22 protein-coding genes are annotated in these 23,882 nt (G+C 40.4%); 16 read left to right on the top strand and 6 right to left on the bottom strand.

Translation table 11 applies throughout. From position 1 onward, the window contains the following. Positions 1–242: 242 nt before the first annotated feature. The 12 genes from QZ576_RS01470 to QZ576_RS01415 all read left to right on the top strand — a co-directional run bounded on the left by QZ576_RS01470 (position 243) and on the right by QZ576_RS01415 (position 11,256). Positions 243–1,586 (top strand): TolC family protein, encoded by a 1,344-nt coding sequence (locus QZ576_RS01470; RefSeq protein WP_297093616.1) that lies wholly within the window; start codon positions 243–245, stop codon positions 1,584–1,586. A gap of 13 nt (positions 1,587–1,599) precedes the next feature. Then, positions 1,600–2,691, top strand: coding sequence for an efflux RND transporter periplasmic adaptor subunit (locus tag QZ576_RS01465; protein ID WP_297093615.1), 1,092 nt, complete (start codon positions 1,600–1,602; stop codon positions 2,689–2,691). A 12-nt stretch (positions 2,692–2,703) separates the two neighbouring features. After that, complete coding sequence (locus QZ576_RS01460) at positions 2,704–5,961, top strand: efflux RND transporter permease subunit (RefSeq protein WP_297093614.1); 3,258 nt, start codon at positions 2,704–2,706, stop codon at positions 5,959–5,961. Between the two features lies 1 nt (position 5,962). Then, a complete protein-coding gene (locus QZ576_RS01455; RefSeq protein ID WP_297093613.1) occupies positions 5,963–6,274 on the top strand; it encodes a hypothetical protein in 312 nt (103 codons plus the stop codon). A gap of 40 nt (positions 6,275–6,314) precedes the next feature. Then, positions 6,315–6,497, top strand: a complete 183-nt coding sequence (locus QZ576_RS01450) for a DUF2892 domain-containing protein (protein WP_297093612.1) — start codon at positions 6,315–6,317, stop codon at positions 6,495–6,497. Between the two features lie 406 nt (positions 6,498–6,903). Further along, positions 6,904–7,479, top strand: coding sequence for an HdeD family acid-resistance protein (locus QZ576_RS01445; RefSeq protein ID WP_297093611.1), 576 nt, complete (start codon positions 6,904–6,906; stop codon positions 7,477–7,479). Positions 7,480–7,658: 179 nt separating this feature from the next. Beyond that, entirely contained in the window at positions 7,659–7,979 is a 321-nt protein-coding gene (locus QZ576_RS01440; protein ID WP_297093610.1) for a NifB/NifX family molybdenum-iron cluster-binding protein, read from the top strand. A 5-nt stretch (positions 7,980–7,984) separates the two neighbouring features. Continuing rightward, on the top strand, positions 7,985–8,212 hold the full coding sequence (locus QZ576_RS01435; protein WP_297093609.1) for a DUF5320 domain-containing protein: 228 nt from the start codon (positions 7,985–7,987) through the stop codon (positions 8,210–8,212). Between the two features lie 15 nt (positions 8,213–8,227). Next, positions 8,228–8,569 carry a NifB/NifX family molybdenum-iron cluster-binding protein gene (locus QZ576_RS01430; protein ID WP_297093608.1) on the top strand — a complete coding sequence of 114 codons (342 nt, stop codon included), beginning with the start codon at positions 8,228–8,230 and terminating at the stop codon, positions 8,567–8,569. A gap of 156 nt (positions 8,570–8,725) precedes the next feature. Then, the gene (locus tag QZ576_RS01425; protein ID WP_297093607.1) at positions 8,726–9,589 is read left to right on the top strand and encodes an ATP-binding protein; all 864 of its coding nucleotides are present in this window, start codon (positions 8,726–8,728) and stop codon (positions 9,587–9,589) included. A gap of 1 nt (position 9,590) precedes the next feature. Then, a complete protein-coding gene (locus tag QZ576_RS01420; protein ID WP_297093606.1) occupies positions 9,591–10,460 on the top strand; it encodes an ATP-binding protein in 870 nt (289 codons plus the stop codon). 10 nt (positions 10,461–10,470) lie between these two features. Next, positions 10,471–11,256 carry an MBL fold metallo-hydrolase gene (locus QZ576_RS01415; RefSeq protein WP_297093605.1) on the top strand — a complete coding sequence of 262 codons (786 nt, stop codon included), beginning with the start codon at positions 10,471–10,473 and terminating at the stop codon, positions 11,254–11,256. Here the strand turns inward: QZ576_RS01415 and QZ576_RS01410 are convergent. Next, positions 11,253–12,629, bottom strand: coding sequence for a hypothetical protein (locus QZ576_RS01410; protein WP_297093604.1), 1,377 nt, complete (start codon positions 12,627–12,629; stop codon positions 11,253–11,255). The genes QZ576_RS01415 and QZ576_RS01410 overlap by 4 nt on opposite strands. Positions 12,630–12,925: 296 nt before the next feature. On the opposite strand from QZ576_RS01410, the gene QZ576_RS01405 reads away from it, so the two are divergent. Further along, a complete protein-coding gene (locus QZ576_RS01405) occupies positions 12,926–15,214 on the top strand; it encodes a patatin-like phospholipase family protein (protein ID WP_297093603.1) in 2,289 nt (762 codons plus the stop codon). A 13-nt stretch (positions 15,215–15,227) separates the two neighbouring features. Here the strand turns inward: QZ576_RS01405 and QZ576_RS01400 are convergent, their stop codons facing one another. Continuing rightward, complete coding sequence (locus QZ576_RS01400) at positions 15,228–15,581, bottom strand: hypothetical protein (protein WP_297093602.1); 354 nt, start codon at positions 15,579–15,581, stop codon at positions 15,228–15,230. Beyond that, on the bottom strand, positions 15,578–17,395 hold the full coding sequence (locus tag QZ576_RS01395; protein WP_297093601.1) for a hypothetical protein: 1,818 nt from the start codon (positions 17,393–17,395) through the stop codon (positions 15,578–15,580). Before QZ576_RS01395 ends, QZ576_RS01400 begins: the two co-directional genes overlap by 4 nt. A 243-nt stretch (positions 17,396–17,638) precedes the next feature. Between QZ576_RS01395 and QZ576_RS01390 the strand changes: the two genes are divergently transcribed. Together QZ576_RS01390 and QZ576_RS01385 are read left to right on the top strand one after the other, a co-directional pair. Continuing rightward, positions 17,639–18,508, top strand: coding sequence for a nucleoside phosphorylase (locus QZ576_RS01390; RefSeq protein ID WP_297093600.1), 870 nt, complete (start codon positions 17,639–17,641; stop codon positions 18,506–18,508). 2 nt (positions 18,509–18,510) lie between these two features. After that, positions 18,511–19,383, top strand: coding sequence for a transglutaminase-like domain-containing protein (locus QZ576_RS01385; RefSeq protein WP_297093599.1), 873 nt, complete (start codon positions 18,511–18,513; stop codon positions 19,381–19,383). 201 nt (positions 19,384–19,584) lie between these two features. Here the strand turns inward: QZ576_RS01385 and rny are convergent, their stop codons facing one another. The 3 genes from rny to QZ576_RS01370 form a co-directional block, all read right to left on the bottom strand. Next, entirely contained in the window at positions 19,585–21,138 is a 1,554-nt protein-coding gene (rny, locus tag QZ576_RS01380; protein WP_297093598.1) for a ribonuclease Y, read from the bottom strand. A 94-nt stretch (positions 21,139–21,232) separates the two neighbouring features. Then, a complete protein-coding gene (locus QZ576_RS01375) occupies positions 21,233–21,535 on the bottom strand; it encodes a cell division protein ZapA (protein ID WP_297093597.1) in 303 nt (100 codons plus the stop codon). A 4-nt stretch (positions 21,536–21,539) separates the two neighbouring features. Further along, complete coding sequence (locus tag QZ576_RS01370; RefSeq protein ID WP_297093596.1) at positions 21,540–21,833, bottom strand: hypothetical protein; 294 nt, start codon at positions 21,831–21,833, stop codon at positions 21,540–21,542. Positions 21,834–22,176: 343 nt separating this feature from the next. Here QZ576_RS01370 and QZ576_RS01365 point away from each other — a divergent pair, with 343 nt between their 5' ends. Next, a complete protein-coding gene (locus tag QZ576_RS01365; RefSeq protein WP_297093595.1) occupies positions 22,177–23,874 on the top strand; it encodes a M23 family metallopeptidase in 1,698 nt (565 codons plus the stop codon). Positions 23,875–23,882 lie beyond the last annotated feature (8 nt).

Genomic DNA, 23,882 nt, shown 5'->3' with positions numbered 1-23,882 from the left:
TTTATCCTCTAAATCAATTTTATCGCTTCATAGAATTAATTTATCATTCCATAGTAACTATAAGAATCAGAATACGTTACTAGAATTAATCTTTACATAAATTTTGGAATGCTAATATGCACACAAATCAACTACCTAAAATCCTAATAGATTTCAAAAATGACACATCAATTATTTATATATCTATTTATATAGATATTTAGATTCTATAACATATATTTGCAGCGAAAAAAGAATCAAAAATGATTACTAATATGTCAACACAAAAATTCAATTACCTATTATTATTGCTGTTATTAACGCCGGCAATATTAAAGGCACAACCAAGACCATTAAGTTTGAGCGAGGCCCTTACTCTGGCTGAAGAAAACAATCTTAATGTGAAAAGTGCCGAAGCCCGTGTGGAAGCCGCACGCGCCCGCTACCGAATGACAAACTCTGTTTTTTTACCGGGAGTTGAAGCGAGTCACACCGGAATGTCAACCAACGACCCGCTAAATTCCTTTGGTTTTAAATTAAAACAGGAGATTGTAACGCAAGAAGATTTTAATCCTGATTTGTTGAATGATCCGGGAAGTATCGAAAATTTTCAGACTAAAATAGAGCTGCAGCAGCCCTTGCTGAACCTCGACGGAATATACGCCCGTAAGGCCGCCAAAAATCAATTGGATGCTTTGGCATTTCAGAACAACCGGGTTAAACTCAACATTAAATACGAAGTAAAAAAAGCTTACTACATGTTGGAGCTGGCCGAGTCGTCGGTTGAGGTTTTAGATAAATCAGTAGCTGTAGCAGAAGAAGCTTTACGATTAACAAAAAACAATGCCGCCCAGGGATTTGCCAAAGAAGCAGATGTTCTGGAAGCCTCTGTTCGGGTTGAAGAACGCAAGAATCAGTTACTGGAAGCGCAAAACCAGCGACAAACTGCCAACGACTTTTTGGCTTACTTATTAGGCATGGAATTCAGTGAAGTAATTGAAACTACCGATTCGCTTATTCAACCGCCAATGCAGGTGATTATCGACCGCAATTCAGTAAATCTGGAAAGCCGTTCTGACATGCTCGCCTACCAAAAACAAATTGAGGCCGGCGAAAACATGGTTAAATCGAATAAAATGAAATTTGTTCCTCGCCTGAATGCTTTTGGAGCTTTTGAATGGAACGATGAATCGTTGTTCGGAACTTCAGCTAATAATTATATGGTTGGAGCATCATTAAGCTGGAGCTTATTTAGCGGTTACAAAAATGCAGGCGCTATTCAACATGCAACCGCACAATTGGACGAAGCACGAATTAACTACGAAGATTACCTGTCTCAAAGCCAAATTGAAATCAATCGTGCAACCCGCAAAATGGAACTGAATTATAATCGTATCCAATCGAGCAAACTGGCAAAAGATCAGGCGCAGGAATCCTTACGAATCCGGACAAATCGTTTTGAGCAAGGATTGGAAAAAACTGCCGACTTGCTGATGTCGGAAGCCCTCACCTCACAAAAAGAATTAGAATACATTCAATCAATTTATAATTACAAGCAAGCCATTTTCGAGATGGAATTGCTTATCGAACAAGATATTAACGAATAACGCCATATTTAAAATGAAAACACTAGTACAAAAATCAAAATTCATAGTTGCAATTGCATTGGTATCGATAATTGCAATCTCGTGTGGTAACAAAGAGAAAGAGCACACCACGGCGTCGCAAGAAAAAGTTGCAGCACAAACTGCCGTTGCCAACCTTGCTGATTACCCGGTGGTACATAGTTTTTCGGGCAAATTAGAGGCCGACAAACAAAGTAATCTAAGCACCCGTATTATGGGGCAAATTCAGCGTATTTACGTAAAACCTGGTCAGAAAGTTAATCAAGGCGATCTGTTGATCCAGATCAGAAACCAGGATATTCTGGCTAAAAAAGCACAGGTTGAAGCAAGCAAAGTAGAAGCAAGCACTGCTTACGAAAGCGCTGAAAAAGACCTGAAACGTTACGAAGCGCTTTACGAAGCAAACAGTGCATCGGACAAAGAAATGGACGACATGCGCACCCGTTACGACATGGCCAAAGCACGTTTGGCAGCCGTTGAACAAATGGAAAACGAAGTGGAAGAAAACATGCGTTATGCATCGATTCGCGCACCATACAGCGGTGTTATTACAACCAAATTCGTTCAGGAAGGCGACATGGCCAATCCGGGAATGCCTTTATTGAGCATGGAAAGTCCATCGCAATGGAAAGTTATTGCACGCATCCCTGAAGCCGATATCGCAAAAGTTCAGTTGAACGATGCAGTTAAAGTAAAATTCACTGCTGCCGGAATAGAACTGGAAGGAAAAATTATCGAGATAAATCCATCAACAACAAATACCGGCAACCAATACAGCGCAAAAGTTTTGGTTACCGTTCCTGAAAACTGTACTGCAAAATTGTACAGCGGAATGTACGCCGAGGTATTGTTTGAGTATGGAACACAAAAACGCATCCTGGTTTCAGAATCAGCTTTGATCCACCGTGGTCAGCTGGTTGGGATTTATGCTGTTGGTCAGTCGGGAAATGCCTTGCTACGCTGGGTAAAAACCGGTAAAACGTTCGGCGACAAAATTGAAATCATCTCAGGCTTAACCGATGGAGAACAATATGTTGTGTCGTCTGACAGCAAACTTTTTGACGGAGCACTAATTGCTAACAACTAAGAGAGAAAAAAAATGAAAACAGGATTTGCTGGCGGAATAGCCAAACAGTTTATAAACTCAAAATTAACGCCGCTGTTGATGGTCGCTTTTATGGCGATCGGGATCTACAGCTCGTACCTGACTCCCCGCGAGGAGGAACCGCAAATTGATGTACCAATTGCCGACATCCTCTTCAGCTACCCGGGAGCCAGCCCGAAAGAAATTGAATCCCGCGTAATGCAGCCGCTCGAAAAAGTGGTAGCCAATATTCCGGGAGTTGAATATGTATACTCCACCTCAATGCCGGGTCAGGCCATGCTTATCGTTCAGTTTTACGTAGGTGAAGATATCGAACGTTCGTTGGTAAAAATGTACAACGAAATTATGAAGCACATGGACCAGATGCCGCATGGAACAAGTTTGCCTTTGGTAAAAACACGTTCTATCGACGATGTGCCGGTGTTGGGACTAACTTTCTGGAGCGAAAATTACGACGACTACCAGTTGAAACGAATTGCTCAGGAAGTAAATAACGAAATTGAACAAGTTACCGATGTATCGGAAACAAAAGTAATTGGTGGTCGCTCACGTCAGATCCGTGTGATGCTGAACAACGGAGCGATGGCCCGCTACAATGTTGATGCATTGAGCATTGCTCAGAAAATACAGACTGCCAACCAGCAATTCAACACAGGTGCTTTTAACAAAAACGATGTGGAATACCTGGTTGAAGCCGGTGAATTTTTACAAACTTCCGATGATGTTTCCAACCTGGTTGTTGGCATCCACAACGGAAGCCCGGTTTACCTGAAACAAGTTGCCGAAATTCTTGATGGTCCGGAAGAGCCAATTCAGTATGTTAATTTTGGTTACGGAATGATGGACGAAAAGAAAAATGAATTTGCAGGCGAATATGGAGCTGTTACCATTTCAGTAGCGAAACGTCGCGGCGCCGATGCGATGAAAGTTTCTGACCAGATTCTGGAAAAAATCAGCCATCTTGAAAAAGACCTGATTCCGTCTGACGTGCATGTTGACGTTACTCGTAACTACGGAGAAACTGCGTCGCACAAAGTATCGGAACTGTTGATGCACCTTGCCGGAGCAATTATTGCCGTAACCTTTGTGGTAATGCTTGCCATGGGCTGGCGCGGCGGACTGGTAGTTTTCCTCTCGGTACCGATTACCTTCGCATTAACGATGTTTAGCTACTATTTCCTTGATTACACCTTGAACCGGATTACGCTTTTTGCACTGGTTTTTGTAACGGGTATTGTAGTTGACGACTCGATTATTATTGCCGAGAACATGCACCGGCACTTTAAAATGAAAAAATTACCGTTCATTCAGGCAGCTTTACGCTCGATCGATGAAGTAGGAAACCCAACAATTCTGGCTACTTTCACTGTTATCGCAGCCGTGTTACCAATGGTTTTCGTTTCAGGTTTAATGGGACCTTACATGAGCCCGATGCCAATTGGAGCGTCCATTGCAATGATCTTTTCATTGCTGGTAGCATTAACGATTACACCGTATCTGGCATTCCGTTTATTGAAAGTTGTTGAGAAAGACGACAAAGTAAAAAAGGCATTCAAACTGGAAAATTCACCGATTTATAAGATCTATTATAAAACGATGCAACCGATGTTGGAGTCGCCATGGAAACGCTGGACTTTTATCGGTACTATCACATTCTTCCTGTTGGCTTCAATGACTTTGGTTTATTTCAAAATGGTAGCCGTTAAAATGCTTCCATTCGATAATAAAAACGAATTCCAGGTAATTATTGATATGCCTGAAGGAACTACGCTTGAGCGAACTGCAGCCGTTACAAAAGAACTGGCAGCATACATCGCTCAGCAAGAAGAAGTAATGAACTACCAGTCGTATGTGGGAACTGCTTCACCAATGAACTTCAACGGTTTGGTTCGTCACTACGATTTACGCAGAGGTTCTAATGTTGCTGATATTCAGGTAAACCTTACCGACAAAACAGAGCGTAAAGCGCAAAGTCACGACATTGCAAAAGCCATGCGTCCGGGTATTCAGCAATTGGCTAAAAAATTCAATGCCAACGCAAAAGTTGTTGAGGTTCCACCGGGCCCACCGGTACTTTCAACACTGGTAGCTGAAATTTACGGACCGGATTACGACGAGCAAATTGAAGTGGCTCGCCAGGTAAAAGAACTGTTTGCCAATACTGCCGATGTGGTAGATATTGACTGGCAAATGGAAGACGACCAGGTGGAATACAAATTCAACGTATTAAAAGAAAAAGCGGCGCTGGCAGGCGTATCAACACAGCAGGTTGTAAACAGTGTTGCGATGGCTCTTGGCGGTCAGGAAGTGACACAACTTTACGCAGAGAAAGAACATGAGCAGGTTGGTATAGCATTGCGTTTTTCAGAAGATGAACGCTCGAGCATTGAAGACCTGAAGAAAATAAACATCATGAGTATGACCGGCCAAAAAGTGGCGCTGGGTGATGTGGTTGAGATAAAAGAAGAAATTCAGGACAAAAGTATTTACCGCAAAAACCAGAAACGTGTAGTTTATGTAACTGCCGATATTGCAGGAGCACTGGAAAGTCCGGTTTATGGAATTCTGGATATGAGTAATAATCTTGACAAAATCCAGCTACCTGAAGGTTACACTCTGAATGAAGAGTTTACACAACAACCTTTTGTTCAGGATAATTACAGCCTGAAATGGGACGGCGAGTGGCAAATTACTTACGAAGTATTCCGCGATTTGGGAGCTGCATTTGCAGTGGTTCTTTTGGTAATTTACATGCTCATTATCGGATGGTTCCAGAACTTTACGGTTCCGTTTGTAATGATGGTTGCCATTCCTCTTTCGTTGGTTGGAATTCTTATCGGTCACTGGCTGATGGGTGCATTCTTTACAGCAACTTCAATGATCGGATTGATTGCGCTGGCGGGAATTATGGTCCGAAACTCCATACTGCTCATCGACTTTATAAATCTCCGGCTTAAGGACGGAGCGCCGCTAAAAGACGCGGTAATTGAGGCAGGAGCAGTACGAACCACTCCTATCCTTTTAACTGCCGGAACAGTTGTAATTGGTGCAGTGGTAATCTTATTCGACCCTATTTTCCAGGGATTGGCCATTTCGCTGATGGGTGGAACAATCGCATCTACATTCTTAACGCTGGTAATTGTACCGCTTATTTATTACATGACTGAGAAGAAAAAATACCCGGTAGAAGAAGCTCCGGTGGCTGAAACTCCAAAAACTGAAAATAACTTAACTAACGAGGAGGAAAATTAAAATGATGAAATTTGTAATTATTCAAAGCGCCGAAGCTTACCATCACGAGCTGGAGCAAATCTTTCGCGACATCAAGATTAATTCATACAGCGAGTTACCTGTAGATGGTTTTATGGAAAGCGCCGATGGAAATTCTGATATTTCCAATTGGTTTGGATCTTCGAAAAATCCTTACCGCTATTTCATTTCATTTACTTTTTTAGAAGAAGACAAAGCAAATGAACTCCTTGAGCGAATAAAAAGGTTTAATGAAGAAGCTGAAGGAATTAGCCCGATAAGTGCCTTTATTTCAGCAATTGAAAAATTTGTTTAATCACCTATTTAAAAATTAAAAACAATAAAAATAGATTACGATGAAAGAGAGAATAGTACGCGCAGTTGCAGGAATATTTGTGTTGACAAGCATTCTATTGGCCATATTCGTTAATATTTACTGGCTTGGCCTGGCAGGTTTTGTTGGATTGAATTTATTTCAATCGTCAATTACAAAATTCTGCCCATTGGAACTTATCCTTGAAAAGGCCGGAGTAGAATAGCTCTGCAATAAAATGCGTAACATAAAAGGTTGTCTGTATCAGGCAACCTTTTTGTATTTATTATAACGTGAGTTCAGGATAATCTATCAGTCACAGAAAGTTATAAGTGCATTAGATTTTGACTAAAAAAGATGCACGAATAACGGGTTATTTGAAAGATTTCTTAGTCAAAAGATGATGTGCTTTTGAACTTTCCTTGAAAAGGCTTTGAAAATTTTCACATATACCGCTCCAAATTTTATTGCATTATCCCTATAGTCCTGCAAAAATTTGGTTTGCCCATGCAAAAATTTTCTAAAGCTGTGACGATATCTTACCCAAACTCACGTTATAAAATAATTCTTTGGTAACTTCCAGTAATTTCCCCTAACTTGTAGCTCTTACCAACTCAAATAAAATCGTAGAAATGACAGACAGCACAAACAAAAAAGTTGCCGAAAGCTTATGGAAACTCATAATGGCCCGAGGCGTAACCCTTGTGGTTGTAGGCTTAGTATTACTCTTGTTCCCTCAGGCAACGCTTACAACGCTAATTTTTATACTCGGTATTTACTGGCTTATTGATGGAGTTGTTACTCTTTACAACACCTATAAACAAAAAGATGTCAGAAAAAACTGGTGGTGGGGATTAATTACCGGAGGACTAGGAATAATTGCAGGATTAATTGTCGTTTTAAAACCATTTTCGAGCACTGTACTTACCACCTCATTTTTAATGTGGTTTTTAGGATTGGTTGCTTTAATAAATGGTATTACCGGAGTTGTTGCCGGAATTCGAATAAAAAAATATAACACCGGTGAACGCTCAATGATCTGGGGAGGAATATTTTCAATTATCCTTGGTATCATTCTTATTTCATCGCCTTATACATCGGCTCTGGTAGTTGTAAAAGTGATGGGATCCTTCGCCATTTTTGCAGGAATAATAACCATTTTACTAGCTAATCGTGTGAAAAAGAAAGCACAGGACTTTAAAGAATAATAGAATATTCTTTTTTCAATTAGCAGGAAAATGCAAAACCGGATATCAATTAAGGTTTTGCATTTTTTTTGTGTCTTTCCGAATTGTAAATATATCACATTTAATAAACATTTGTTCGTTTAAATTCTTGTTTAAATAAAATATTTGAACTAATTTTGTAAAGAACATATGTTTATGATATGAAAACAATAATTACTTCATCCGGAGACAGCGTAGACGCTAAATTTGATTTACGATTTGGACGTGCAGGTTGGTTTTGTGTGTACGATAAAGAAAGCCACACCACCAATTTCATCGAAAACAGTTTTAAAAATTCAAATGGAGGAGCCGGAACAAAGTCTTCGGAAATGGCAGCAGAATTAGGTGCAGAACAAATCATCTCGGGTCATTTTGGACCGAAAGCCAAGGATATGTTGGAGAAATTCCACATCCAAATGATTGAATTAGATGATGAAGAACTGAATGTGAAAGATGTGATTTTAAAAATTGAAAACAATTAGAAACAATGCCAGGATTAGACAAAACCGGACCAGTGGGACAAGGAGCCCAAACCGGCAGAAAACAAGGAAGATGCAACACCGCATTAAGTGAAGAACAGTTTGCCAACTTTGGAAGGCGTGGCGGAAGAGGATTCAGATTTAGATTTAAAGCTGATGAAGACATGCCACAACAAGGTTGGGGACGCGGAAAAGGAAGAGGACGTGGCCGTGGTTTTGGCCGTTTAGAAAATTAATAATTTGAAATAAGCATGAGAAAAAAAATTGCTGTTCCTGTTGATGAAAGCGGGATTTTAGACGGACATTTCGGACACTGCAAATATTTTGCACTGTTGGATGTTGAGGAGACAACAATTGTAAACGAAGAACGGGTAACTCCCCCACCTCACGAACCGGGAGTGTTGCCAAAATGGTTAGCCGAAAAAGGAGTTACCGATGTGCTGGCTGGCGGAATGGGACACAAGGCCATTCAAATTTTCAACTATAACGATGTAAATGTTTTTGTTGGTGCACCGCAACTGGCTGCAACTGAATTGGTACAAGGCTATCTGCAAAAAACGATTGAGTTTACAGCCAATTACTGCGATCATTAATCAGCGGCTCTAAGAGCAACCTTCATAAAAAACAATACAATAGCGTAACAGAATAGAGCGCATTTCTGAGTCGTTTTTCATAGTCGCTCAGAGTTAGCTACTAAATCGTTATTCCCCGGGGCCTCACTCCGGAGAATTTTTTAAATACTATTGAATATGCAAATTGCCATAGCAAGTGGTAAAGGAGGTACCGGAAAAACAACCGTTTCGGTTAACCTGTATTACTTCTTATCTCAAAAGTATAACAACCGGGTACAATTAATCGATTGCGATGTGGAGGAACCAAACGATTTGCTTTTCTTTCCTCAAGCGAAAAAAGAAGTAGAGAAAAAGGTTTATACTACCGTTCCTGAGATTGATAAAAACAAATGTACGTTTTGTAAAAAATGTGTTGATTGGTGCGAATTTAATGCAATTAGCATCGTTAAGAAACTACAGTTTGCAGAAGTAAATTACGAGCTTTGCCATTCGTGCGGCGCTTGTTTTGAGGCTTGTTCGTTTGATGCGCTTACCCCGATTCAAAATCCGCTGGGCAGCATTTCAGATTACCAGACAAACTTTGGCGCCGGCGTAGTTGAAGGACGCCTCGAAATTGGTTCTGCCATGCAAACAGCATTAATTAAAAATGTGAAAAAGCAAGCTGATTCAAAACAACATATTACCTTGCTTGATGCACCTCCCGGAACAAGTTGCCCGGTTGTTGAAACCGTGGCTACAGCCAATTACGTAATTCTGGTCACCGAACCCACTCCGTTTGGCCTGCACGATTTTAAAATAACGGTTGAGTTGCTCAAGGAAATACAGAAACCATTTGGCGTAATTGTAAATAAAGCCGGTTTGGGGAACGACGCCATTTATCAATTTTTAGAGGCAAACAACATCCCGTTATTGGGTAAAATACCATTTTCAAAAGCGTATGCCGAAAATTATTCTCGGGGCGAATTGTTTGAAAAGATCCCTGCAGTAGTGGAAAACGCCTATCATTCTATCATCAGCAAATTGGCATCAATAATCAATTAAAATGAAAGAGATAACAATACTGAGCGGAAAAGGTGGTGCCGGAAAAACGAGCATTGCAGCGGCATTGGCTTCGTTAGCCCCAAACGCGGTATTTTGCGACAACGACGTTGATGCTGCCGATTTGCATTTGATATTAAAACCTGATATCAAAGAAACGCATCCATTTGATAGCGGCTCACTGGCTTTTATCCATCAGGAAGAGTGTACCAACTGCGGAATCTGCAAGGAAGCTTGTCGATTTGAAGCGATTTTTACTAACAACGCTGGTTATCCGGAAGTCAATCCCTATCAGTGCGAAGGCTGTAGATTGTGTGAACGACTTTGCCAGGTCGGCGCTATTCGTACAACCCAAAACCTGAACAACCAATGGTTTGTTTCCAACACTCGTTTTGGAACAATGGTACACGCCAAAATGGGCCCCGGCGAAGAGAATTCGGGGAAACTGGTAACGAGAATACGGGAAAAGGCAAAAGAACTGGCCCGGGAAAATAAGGCGATGTTTATTATCAACGACGGTCCTCCGGGAATTGGCTGCACTGCCATTTCATCCATAACCGGAACCAGCTCAGTTTTACTGGTTATCGAGCCAACAGTTTCCGGCTTACACGATGCAAAACGTTTGGTGAAACTGGTTAATTCGTTCCAGGTTCCTATCTATGCCATCATCAACAAACACGACATAAATACCGAATTTACGGCAACTGTGGAGCACTACTTAAACAATAACAACATTCCACTCATCGGTAAAATTCCATTCTCAGAACTGTTTGTTGAATCGATGTTACACGAAAAATCGTTGGTAGAATATGCGCCGGATCATCCAATAAGTTTAAATTTAAAAACCATTTGGGAAAAGATCAGTGATAATTGAATTCAGAAACATGCTAACAATCTCTATTTTAACCGATAATACCGCCGGCGGGCAATTTCTGGCAGAGCACGGACTCTCCTACCTCGTTGAAATCGACGATGAAAAGATTTTGTTCGATACCGGTCATTCTGATGTGTTCTTGAAAAATGCTGAAAAACTAAAAATCGATATTGAAAAGGAGGTAAAAAAGGTAGTTCTGAGCCATGGCCACTGGGATCACGGAAACGGATTAAGGTTTCTGAAAAACCTTACGTTAATCACACATCCGGCCAGTTTTTCAAAACGTTACCGCAAAGCAGACCACACAACTGTTGGATTGGATCTGACCACAGAAGAGATTGAAAAACAGTTTACCCTTCAGGAAAGTAAAACCTCGCTGCAACTTACCAGGAACCTCTTCTTTCTGGGCGAAATTCCAAGAAATAATGATTTTGAGAGCCAGTCGACAAGCTTTGAATTTGCAGATGGATCGGATGATTTTATTCCTGATGATTCAGCTTTGGCCGCCATTATAAATGATGAAGTGGTTGTGATTACCGGATGCTCGCATTCAGGCATTTGTAATATTTGTGAACACGCTAAAAAAGTTACGGGAGTAGAAAAGATAAAAGCTGTAATCGGTGGTTTTCACCTGAAAAAGCAAGACAAACAAACTTTAAAAACCGTTGAATATTTCAGGCAAAATCAGGTGAAGAAACTTTTACCATCGCATTGCACAGCACTTCCGGCACTGGCACTTTTTCATTCATCATTTAAAATTGAGCAGGTAAAAACGGGAATGATCTTTCGATTTTAATAGGCCTGTTGAAATACAATCTCACTGATTCCGGCCACTTTTCTATTTTCCGGATCAACATAAATACGCACGGTCAATCTGCGATCAGTAACTTTCACCACTTTTTCCGATGTCCATTTTTGCTCCCCTGCTGCCAGGTTGTAAGTAGCGGCTTCAACTCCTTCTAATTCTATTTTTTGCCACGACGGCAGTTCTACGTCACCAACCTGCGCCCGCACCCGGTAAACACCGTTTCGCACATTAATTTCGTAGTCAAAATAATTTTTCGGATTGCGACATTCTGCTTTAGAGGTCCCGAATAATACTTTCTTTAAACGGGCATTTCCGTGTGTGCCTTTGGTGCAGAACATTACTTTATCCGCAGTATTCCAGTCGCCTAACTGCCAGCCCATTCCTGCATATTCTTCAAAAGCAAGCAGGTTCTTTCTGTTACCGTTAAACTGCGGCGGTTGAGCAAAATCCACTTTCCCGCGGGTAAACGATTTCGTAAAATTAAAAGTGTTTTTAAAGTACAATTCGTAAAGCTGCGGGAAAAAATTTACACAATTGGCGTATCGGTTTTTGTAATCAGGAATGGCATCACTTTGTACTACTGCCAACTGCAGATAACTCCAGTTTTCATCTCCCCAAATCGTTCCCAAAAGCTCTCCCTGTCTCACTTCCTGGTCTTCTTTTACCTGCACAGTATTCGCAAATAAATGATCGTAAACGTAATAAATTGATGGATTCGAGTTGCTCTGTAAAAGTATACAAGCCGCCATGCTATTGCGACCGTCCTTTTGGTCTTCTACCCAAATGACTTTACTATCTTCCATGGCAAGCAACCAATGTTTTTGAATTCCCCGGGCATCGGTTAATGCAATTCCAATTCCCTCGTTCGATTTCGCTGCACCACTGCTATTACAATCGTTACCCTGGTACGAAAACATATGATTATCCTCATTCAGATTCCAGTTAAAACCGTCATTATAACTCACCGGAAAACTAAACGAATCAAGAGATGTCATGTGTTTTTTGTTATCAGAAATACAAACCAGAGCATCCTTTTTTAATAATCCGTGCACCGCTTTATTCGAAGCCAGGTTTTTCACATTCCGGTTATCAGCAACAAAAACACGCACTAAATTTATACTAACGGGCAAACTTCGCCGGCTAACTTTCAGCTCAATCGTATCATTATCAACACTCAGCGTGTTATAGTGGTTTTTAATATCGAGCAAAACCACATCAGTGCCTTTAAACTGCACAGTGTCGCCGATATTCATATTGTAATAATTGCAGTTTCCCCATGTAAAATCGGGTTCGGTTAACGGCTGTGCCTGCCCCAAAAAACAAAACCAAAGAAGTATAAATATGCTAATTAGTTGTTTCACGCGTTAACTTTTAATCGAAGCCAGTTATCATTTGTATATCAAAACACTTCAAACCGGTTTTACCCTGAAAAGCAATTTAAGAATTCAGGAGCGAAAACCGCTCTTTAACAAAACTATTAATAAAAGTACTGTTTAGGAAATTATGATACACGAAAGCAACCTCTGCGAGTATTTTTCTGTCTTTATTAGAAAAACAGCTGAATTTAATCAGTTTTTAATAAGATTTAGGAATAAGCGTATTTAACATACACTTGTTTTTTAGTAATTTTGATAGCGTTCAGAAAACAATTGACCCTATGAATAGATCGCTACTTATTATCCTGTTATGTACTTTTACGGTTGTACAGAGCAATGCGCAGTCGGTTGGGCTTGTGCTTAGCGGCGGTGGCGCCAAGGGAATGGCCCATATTGGCGTGATCCGGGTCTTGGAAGAAAACAACATCCCAATCGACTATATTTCAGGAACTTCAATAGGTGCGATTGTTGGCGGTCTTTATGCTGCCGGTTATTCAACCGACGAGATGGAAGAACTTTTTAAGTCGGATGATTTCTATTTCTGGTCGACCGGAAAAATTCAACGCGAATACCGTTATTATTTTAAACGTCAGGAAGACGATCCGACATGGGTGCAACTGCGCGTAGCCAAAAAAGATGAAAAAGTTAAAATTCTGCCACCAACCAATATAATCCCCGGCGAACAGATGGATTTTGCTTTTATGGAATTAACAGCAGCAACCAGCGCCGCCTGTAATTACGATTTTAACCAGTTAATGGTGCCTTATTTTTGTATTGCCGCCGACGTAAACAACAGCAAGCCGCTGGTGTTGCGCGATGGTGATCTAGGAAATGCAATGCGGGCGTCAATGACAGTTCCTCTCTATTTTAAACCCATTGAAATTGATGGAAAATTGTTGTTCGACGGAGGTCTGCTGAACAACTTCCCTACCGACCACATGAAAGAGATTTTTAACCCGGATATTATTATCGGGCATAAAGTTGCCGACGATGTAAAAGCTGCCGACGCCGACGATGTTATGCGTCAAATCTCGAACATGGTTATGCGCCCAACTAATTTCGAAATTAAACCATCAGATGGAATTTTGCTGGAAACAAAATTTGAAAATGTTGGTCTACTCGATTTTAATAAAATTGATACGGTTTTGGCTCGCGGAGAACAAACTACACTGGCCAAAATAGATAGTATAAAACAACTGATAAAACGTCGTGTCCCCAAAGAAGAAGTTCAGGCAAAACGCGATAGTTTTAATGCTCGGAAACCGGAACTAAACTTTCAAAACATTCAGGTTGAAGGTGTTAGCGACCCCATGCAACGTCAATTTATCATCCAAAGTATTAAACACCGGAATAACGTTGTATCGTTATCCAGCTTAAAAACCGAGTATTTTAAACTCGTAGCCGATGAACAACTGAAGTCCATACAACCGATTACGCGCTACAATCCCGGCACCGGTTATTTCGACCTGCATTTAAAAGTAGAGCCTGAAAAACGCCTTGATTTGAGTATTGGCGGTAATATTTCTACTAAACCCATTAACCAGGGATTTGCTGCCATTAATTTCAGAAGTTACAACAGCAGAGCGTATTCGCTTCATTCGAACATTTATTTCGGACGATTTTACAGTTCATTTAAACTGGGTGGCCGCATCGATTATCCGACTGCGCTACCTTTCTACCTCGAGTCGTATTTAACTTTTAACCGGTGGGATTATTTTTCGTCGAGTACGGAGCTGATTTTTGAGGACGTACACACGCCATACATTATTAAAGATGAAACCAACTTCAGGCTGGAAACCGGTTTTCCGTTGGGCTTACACAGTAAAATTTATGCAGGATTGGCTTATTCGTCGGCAAGCAACGATTTTTACCAAACCGATGAATCGGAAGAAGGAAATACGCCCAACAATTCAAAATTCAATGCATTTGTATCGAAGATTGGTTTCGAGAATAACTCACTGAACTACAAGCAGTACGCAACAGAAGGCGCTCACCGTGGAATTGATGGCAGATTTGTAATTGGCGAAGAAAAATACACAGCAGGAAGTATTACCCCCTACTCTACAAAATTTTTCAATCACAATTATTTTCAGCTTCATGCCCACTCGTTACGCTATTTTTCGTTGGGTGAACATTTTGTGTTGGGTACACACCTCGAATCATTTTTAAGTTCAAAAGGCTTGTTTCAAACCTATCGATCAACGAAACTTTCGGCCCAGGGATTTACACCCTCGCCACATAGCAAGTCCCTGTTTATTAACGAATTTAATTCGAATAATTATTTGGCAGGAGGATTAAAAGCCATATTCAAATTCTCGCCCGATTGGCATCTTCGCGTTGAAGGATATGGATTTTGCCCCATTCACGAAGAGTTGGAACAACCGGATCTTACAGCTATTAAAAGTGATGATTTTATCAATAATTATTATCTACAGGGACTGGCGGCTTTGGTTTATCAAACCGGAATTGGCCCGGTGAGCCTCTCGTTTAACTATTACGAAAAGAGCAATACCAACCTTTACGTCACGCTGAATTTTGGATACATCTTATTCAACAAACGAGGTTTGTAAGTCAAGACATAGATTAACTACGAAGGTGATTTTCAATCCCTGAAGGTAGCTCAAACGACAGTTCAACTACCCCGCAAAATTTACCGTTTTCCATCCACGGCTTTTGGGTAATTACCTTTTTAATGCCATTCTTTTCGGTGGTGTATGTATTTTCTGTGGGCGTGGCCAGCATTTCGCGTAGTTTGCTTTTCGATGGTTCAGGATGACAATCCAACAGATTTGTTCCCATCAACTTCTCACCACCGTACTTTTCAAACTGACGAATGGAAAAATCATTCATATAAACAATTATCCCTTCAGTATCGCAAACCGTAATCGCTCCACCAAATCCATCCATCCAGTTTACGTCACAATCTTTCAGCGTCATTTCTTACGATAGCATTTTACCCATTCAACATCAAAGCTGGCTGATGAACCAGCCAATTTATCAATTACAAGACTTGAAGCATTTAACTCCAAAGGTTTATTTAAACCGCTGCTGTTCAGCTGAAGAACCTCCTGTTCATTGATCTTCCAGGTATAAGTTGCACCCGATTTCTCAAGCGAGAAAATATAAGCTCCTTTTTTCAGGTTATTGATTTCCAGTCCTTCCGAAGCAATTTTGCCACTTCCGTTCATGGTGTAAATTCCAAGAATATTTTTTGCTCCCATTTCAACCAGGTTTACACGCGGAACATTGCTGCCATTGGCAAGGAAAAATGAACTGGCCACCTGTTTTACCGGGTTAAAGAAAATCTTGGCTTCTACAATTCCGTCTTCGAATTGATAATGCTCACCCGAACTTATCATTCCCGAAGTGTAATCGAAATCAGCCTGTACAAAACCGGCAGGCATTTGCCAAACCATTCCTTCCTTGCTTTCTTTTTTCACCTGGATGCTCAGTTTATTTCCTGTCTGAATGTTGGCACCATTAGTGAAAACACTTAAGTCGCCTGGCATAGCGTAGTTTTGGCCCAAAGTTTTCGAAGCCGTTAACGAGCTTGTCATCCACTTGGCATCGTCCAGTTTTTTATCCGAAAATGAATCATCAAATACAACATCCCAGTTTTTGTAAAAATCAAAATCAGTGCTGTCTTTGTATTTGAAATATTTTACAAATTCCGGTTTCTTTTTGTCAGTTTCGTATTGCTTGAACTTCTCGGCGTCTTCAGTCTTTTCCCAGCGTTTTTTGTCTTCCAGCCACGCTTTTTGCTTTTTGTAGTCGTCCGATTCAATCAACTCTTTCAACTCGTTATATCGTTTTAAATCAAACGATTCTTTAACATCGAGGTAGTTTTTATAAAGTTTCGACTTCTCGTATTTCAGCACAAAAGTAACTACTGAATCGCTGGCTAATTTCTTGTAATCGGTGTATTTTTTGTAGGCTTCGCTTTTTTCAAACTTCTTCTTGTCTTTTAAAAAGGCAACCTTCTTTTTAAATTCTTCGGTGTTAACCTGTTCTTTTAATTCATTGTACCGAACAAGGTTGTGACTTCCGCTGATCTCGTGATACAACTTCAGTTTTTTTGATTTCTCGAACTTGAAATAGTTTACAACTGCCGAATCCTTGCTCAAGCGATTAAACTCTTTTTTCTTTTCGCTATCGCTTACTGCCGCCGTTTTTAACTCCTTATATTGCTTCATTTTGTCCGAAGCTTCAAAAGCCTTGTGTTGCTTCAGTTTTTCCGAACCTTCCAGCTCGTTATACGCTTTTATACCGGCCGATTTTTCAAGCTTTTTTAATTCTTTTAAATGCTTCTCTTCTGCCGATCCTTTAAAAACCTGAGCTTTAATTTCCTTTTTGTCCTTTTCAAAATCGCCGTCTTTCACATATTCTTCCAATGAATAAAAATCGGCAAGTTTCTGCGATTCTTTTTCTTTCTCATAACGAGTCAAATCAGCAGAACCTTCAACTTTGAAATAGTTCTTTATGCGCGACGCTTTTTGCAAACGTTGAAATTCTTTTAATTGCTTTTCCTCTTCGCTTCCTTTAAACGATTGTCCTTCAACCGCCTTCTTTTTCGAAGCAAATTCACTGGAAGTGACATATTTTTCCAACCCTAAAAATGCTTGCAGCTCTTCTGAATTTTCTGTTTTTAAAAACTCAGCGTAATCGTCGGCTAATTGCTTGCGCTTTTTCTCGATTACCTCAACCGACTTGATTTTGCCTGTAAGTTGCAGTGAAAAAATTTTAAATGACATCTGGTTTGCTATTAGATTCGTATTTCTATCAAAAATAAAAATTTAATGGGTTTTTTAGTATTAAAACGTAATATTCTGGGGATTTCTCCAAATTTTAGTCATTCTGTTTAACATATATAACGTTTTTAACAAAATCACAGATTAAAAACAAAAGCTTCGTTCTTAGATGTTTATATGTTTTCCGCGCTGCCATTGGTGTTCCATGTTATTTTAAATAGATTTGGTCGGATAATAAAAGCGAACATGATTAAACACTCGGAACTAATCCTGAATAACGATGGGAGTATTTTCCATTTACATTTAAAACCTGAAAATATTGGCAGGCAAATCATTCTTGTGGGCGATCCTGCCCGCGTTGATACCATTGCCGGTTTTTTCGACAAAATTGAATTCACGTTACAAAATCGTGAATTTAAAACGATAACAGGATTTTATAAGCAAAAGAAAATCTCCGTTATTTCAACCGGTATCGGTACCGACAATATAGATATTGTATTAAACGAACTGGATGCGCTGGCCAATATCGACCTGGAAACACGAAGCGTAAAAAAGGAACTGAGTTCGCTTGATATTGTTCGTATTGGCACGTCGGGAGGATTACAGACCGATCTTCCGGTAAACAGTTTTGTGGTTTCTGAAAAGTCGATTGGTTTCGACGGTTTGCTGAATTATTACGCCAACCGAGAGCAGGTTTCCGATATGGAGTTTGAAGCTGCTTTTCGCAAACACACACAATGGAGTGATTCGCTGGCAGCACCGTACACCGTTGATGCCGGACAAAATTTACTGGATAAATTTACGGATGAAAAGTTCAAGAAGGGCGTAACCATTTCAGCTCCGGGATTTTATGCTCCGCAAGGCCGTGAATTACGTTTGCCTTTGGCTTTCCCGCAATTGAACGAGTTGATTGAAACATTTTCGTACAAACATTTGCGCATTACCAATTTCGAGATGGAAAGCTCGGCTATTTACGGCCTGTCGAAATTAATGGGGCACAACGCGTTAACAGTATGTTTAATTATTGCCAACCGCGTAACGCTAACCGCCAATGAAAACTACCGCGACGAGATGAAAAAACTAATAAAAGCAGTACTCGATAACTTAAGTAATTAAGCATGAACCAGGAAAAACTTGATGCATTGATTACCCTCCTTGACGATCCTGACGCAACCGTTTTCCAAATGGTTCAGCAGGAATTGCTAAAAGAAGACGAAGAAATCATTCCGGCTTTGGAAAAAAAGTGGGAACAAAGTTTTGACGAGAACAGTCAGAGCCGCATTGAGAATATCATTCAAAGTCTTCAGTTTAAAAGAACGTTTAGCGGGTTAAAAAACTGGATCAATCAAACGCCGGGAACACAAGATCTTTTTGAAGGATTTTGTGCGGTGGACAAATTTCAGTACCCCGATTTGAATCCGTTAAACCTGACTTTAAAAATCGAGAACCTGCGTAAATCAATCTGGCTGGAACTGAATAATTCGTTGACACTGCTTGAAAAGACTACCATATTAAACCACTTCATTTTTAATTTGAATGGTTATTCGGTGAACTTGAGCAACCCCGATTCGCCACAAAATTGCTTTTTAAACCAGATACTGGACACCAAACGTGGCAATCCTGTTTCGATGAGTATTTTTTATACCATCATCGCACGCGCCATCGAACTCCCCGCTTATTTGGTTGATTTTCCAAAAAATCCGCTGGTGGCCATTGTTGATGCAGAACTGGCACAAAAAGTACACGGATCGACACGTGATACGGAGGTGCTTTTTTATATCAATCCTTCGAATAAAGGTTCGATTACCAGCCGCAAAGAAATTGATTACCACCTGAAAAGAAACGAATACCAACCGATAAGAGAATATGCCGAGCCAAAACCGGATGTTTTGTTTATACAACGTTTGGTAGAATCGATGCTTGAGGCGTATAATGCGGTTGGTTATACCGAAAAGGAAGAAAAGATAAAACAGTTGCTTAGTTTGTTTTAGTGTGAAGTCAAGCATACTTCTTCTGTTCGTCATGCTGAATTTATTTCAGCATCTTTCGAAGAACATTAGATTCCGAAACAAGTTCGGAATGACGTGCCCGATACTTAGTGGTTGACTTGACACTCGTGGCAAAATTTTAGGCATAAAAAAACTTCGACCATTTGGCCGAAGTTTTTTTTATAGCTAATAAAGTTGTATTTCTTACTTCGCGTAACTTACTGCACGGGTTTCCCTGATTACAGTAATCTTAATTTGTCCCGGATAAGTCATTTCATCCTGAATACGTTTCGAGATATCGTATGAAAGTTGTTCAGTATCCTGATCAGTTAATTTCTCAGAACCAACAATTACACGTAATTCTCTACCCGCCTGAATAGCGTATGTTTTCAATACTCCCGGATAAGAAAGTGCCAAATCTTCAAGGTCTTTCAATCGTTTAATGTACGACTCTACAACCTCACGACGGGCACCCGGACGAGCACCTGAAATAGCATCACAAACCTGAACGATCGGTGCAAACAATGATTGCATTTCCACTTCGTCGTGGTGAGCACCAATAGCGTTGCAAATATCCGGTTTCTCTTTGTATTTCTCGGCCAGTTTCATACCGAGAACTGCGTGTGGCAATTCCGGCTCGTCATCCGGCACTTTTCCAATATCGTGTAACAGTCCGGCGCGTTTTGCTTTTTTAGGATTTAATCCCAGCTCCGATGCCATTGTAGCACAAAGGTTAGCTACCTCACGCGAGTGCTGCAGCAGGTTTTGTCCGTACGACGAACGGTATTTCATTTTACCTACCAAACGAATCAACTCAGGGTGTAAACCATGAATTCCAAGGTCGATGGCAGTACGTTTACCGGTTTCAATTACTTCTTCGTCAACCTGTTTTTTCACTTTCTGCACCACTTCTTCAATACGTGCAGGGTGAATTCGACCGTCGGTTACCAGCTGGTGTAATGCCAGGCGGGCAATCTCGCGACGTACAGGATCGAAAGCTGAAAGCACAATCGCTTCCGGAGTATCGTCAACAACGATTTCAACACCGGTAGCTGCTTCAAGTGCACGAATGTTACGGCCTTCGCGACCAATAATTCGTCCTTTAATCTCGTCGCTTTCGATGTGAAAAATAGTAACAGCGTTTTCAATAGCCGTTTCAGTAGCCACACGTTGAATCGATTTTACAACGATCTTTTTGGCTTCCTTATTGGCTGTTTGTTTCGCCTCTTCCATTATTTCGTTAATGTATGCAACTGCCTCAGTTTTGGCTTCTTCTTGTAACGATTCTACCAACTGTTCTTTTGCATCATCAGCCGAAAGTCCTGAAATCTGCTCCAGTTTTTCAAGGTGCTGTTTGTGAACTTTGTCAAGCTCCTCCGATTTGTTTTCTACACGCTGTAATTGAGTGTTCAAATTCTCGCGAATAGCTTCCACTTCACGACGTGTATTTTCAAATTCCTTTGTTTTACGATTCAACTCATCGCGACGTTGATTTAACGTTGTCTCGCGTTGTTTGTAACGGTTTTCCTCTTTCGCCAGATGCGAATTCTTTTCGTTAATGTACTTTTCGTGTTCCGATTTTAACTGCAGAAACTTTTCTTTAGCCTGCAATATTTTATCTTTTTTAATCACTTCGGCCTCGGCTTTTCCTTCGCCAAGTATCCGATTCTTTTTCGCCTTCAGGGCCTTATCCCACACCAGATAAGCTAAAGCGCCTCCTACTATAAACCCTGCGGCTACTCCTATTATTATTTCCATACTTCAAATAATTAGTTACTAAAAAACCCGTAATAAACCAGGTCCTCGTTAGAACCGGCCTAATACGGGCTTTGATTATTTATGTATTCAGATTCTATTTCTCTTCCTTTTCCTTAAGAAAGTCGGAAATATCATCCTTTATATCCTTTATATCATCGACAAATTGAGAGTAATCGCGGCTTTGTTGCTCTTCAGTGTAACGTAGTGCCACCTGAAATGCGGTCATTGCCATAATATCCTGATTGTCGTTATCCTGAAACATCTTTCGAAATGACGAAATTGTTTCTTCAACAATCTTTGCAGCTTTTCGGTATCTCTCTTCTTCGTCGCGATTGATGTTTAGAGGGTAAACCCGTCCATCAATCTTAATATGTATTCTAAAGTCTTTATCTTTCAAAACATTACCTGTTTAGTAATGCGATACATTTATCAATCTCCCGTATCAAAAAATCAATTTTCTGTTTCGCTTCACCGTTTTCATCTCGTTCTGATAAAATCCGGTTGGCTACTTTCAGTTGCTCGTAACTCCGACCTAATTCGATCTTTTCATGCTCCATTAATTCAATTTCCTGCTTCAGGTTCTCTACCTGTTTACTCAGCATTTTATTTTTCTGTTCCAATTCGTTGTATTTTTCGAACAGTTGCTTTGTATTGCGCTTTAAATCATTAAGTAGCAAGTGATCCTCTTCGGTCATTTTAGCTGCATTTCGCGAACAAAGTTAACTTTTTTTCCTGATTGTAAAAGGAAATCAAATCGATTGCATTCTTTTTATGCTAACAAACCTATGTTAGTTGTTTTCTTATACTGAATAAAGATTCTTGGACAAAGTTGAAAACAAGACTTGCAGCCGTTATAAATTAATTAAATTTGGTGCCTCCAATTAACCCGGATAATTCATTTGATTCTAGCAACAAACATGATTCTCCGGGTTAATCCCGACTTAGTTGAGTCCATTTTTGAGTATCGAAAATGCACACGAAACATTGTCGCATTGAACTGTTTGGTGAGTGGAGATAAATAATACGGATTAAACAACGATGAGAACATTTTTTACACCTCTTTTTCTTTTTTTAGCCTTGTTTGGAATGGCGCAACAACGCTATTACACCGATCCGGTGAAGATTCCGTTGCTGCTAAGCGGAAGTTTTGCCGAGCTGCGCAGCAATCATTTTCATTCGGGCATCGACATAAAAACACAGGGCACAACAGGCCTGCCGGTTTATGCTGTTGCCGATGGATATATTTCGCGGATTGCTGTTTCGCCAACGGGTTACGGGCACGCGCTTTATATCAATCACCCAAACGGTACCACTAGCGTTTACGGGCATTTAAATTCATTTAGTACTGAAATTGAGAAATATGTAAAAGACAAACAATACGAGCAACATTCTTTTCGGGTCGACCTCCAAATTCCGTCCTACCTATTTCCTGTAAAGCAGGACGAAGTAATTGCCAAAAGCGGTAATAGTGGAAGTTCGGGCGGGCCGCATCTGCATTTCGAGATTCGGGACACACCAACGGAAGAGCCGCTAAATCCTTTAAATTTCGGTTTTCCGGTGAAGGACGATATCGCTCCAAAGATATTTTCCGTGTTGTTGGTTCCGCTTTCCGACAGTGCACACGTGGCTTATTCTGCAACTCCCAAAAGTTATCCGGTGGTTTTTTACGATGGCAAATACCACCTTAAGAATAATCCAACCATTCCGGTTTGGGGAGAGATAGGCGTTGCCGTGCAAACGAACGACTATTTTAACGACACTTATAATAAGTGCGGTATAAACCTGCTACGTATGTCGTTGAATAATGAGGAGCAGTTCTCGTTTACACTCAATCGTTTTTCGTTTAGCGACACGCGTTATTTGAACAGCCATATTGTTTACGGCCAATATAAAACTGAAAAACGCCGTTATATTAAAACATGGATCGATCCTGGTAATAAACTGCCAATTTATACGCACAACGGCTCAGAAGGACACATTATTCCAAATAATGAGCAAAACGGATCTATTGAAATAGTACTGCAGGATTCGTATAAAAACACGTCAATACTTGACTTTTCGATTGTTGGAAAAAAAGCTGCCGTTGCGCATGATTCGATTAAAGGTGAGCTATTTGCTTACAACAAAACCAACATTTTTAGCAACGATTCTGTACGAATAGAAATTCCTGCGGGAGCTTTGTACTCCGATTTTCGTTTCGAATACCGTACCGAACCGGCTTCCGACCAGTTTTATTCCGATTATTATTTCCTCCACAACAATACGGTTCCATTGCATACAAATGCAACAATTGCTTTGCGCACAAAAGGGCTACCGGAGAACTTACAGTCGAAAGTTATTATGGCCTACGTTCATCCGGTAACCGGAGAATTCAGTGTTGCAGGCGGCCGTTACGAAAACGGCTGGGTAACAACAGAAACGCGTAATCTGGGTGTTTACGCCGTTACTGTCGACACGATTCCTCCGGAAATAACGCCTTTAAGTATTGCGGACAATAAACTAACGGAGTCGAGCCGGATTCGTTTTAAAATCAAGGATGATCTTGCGGGCATAAAAACCATTGAAGGTTTACTTGACGGGAAATGGGCACTTTTTGAATATGATCCGAAAACAGCAACAATTACCCATTATTTCGACAAGGAGCGTTTTGAGTTGGGTAAAAACCACACCTTCAAATTAACAATTACCGACTATCGAAATAACAATGCAGTTTATGAAACTCACTTTTGGAAGTGATAAAATGA

Origin of the sequence: uncultured Draconibacterium sp. (assembly GCF_913060805.1) — a bacterium.
Classification (GTDB): domain Bacteria; phylum Bacteroidota; class Bacteroidia; order Bacteroidales; family Prolixibacteraceae; genus Draconibacterium.
This window is presented reverse-complemented; position numbering and strand designations above follow the sequence as displayed.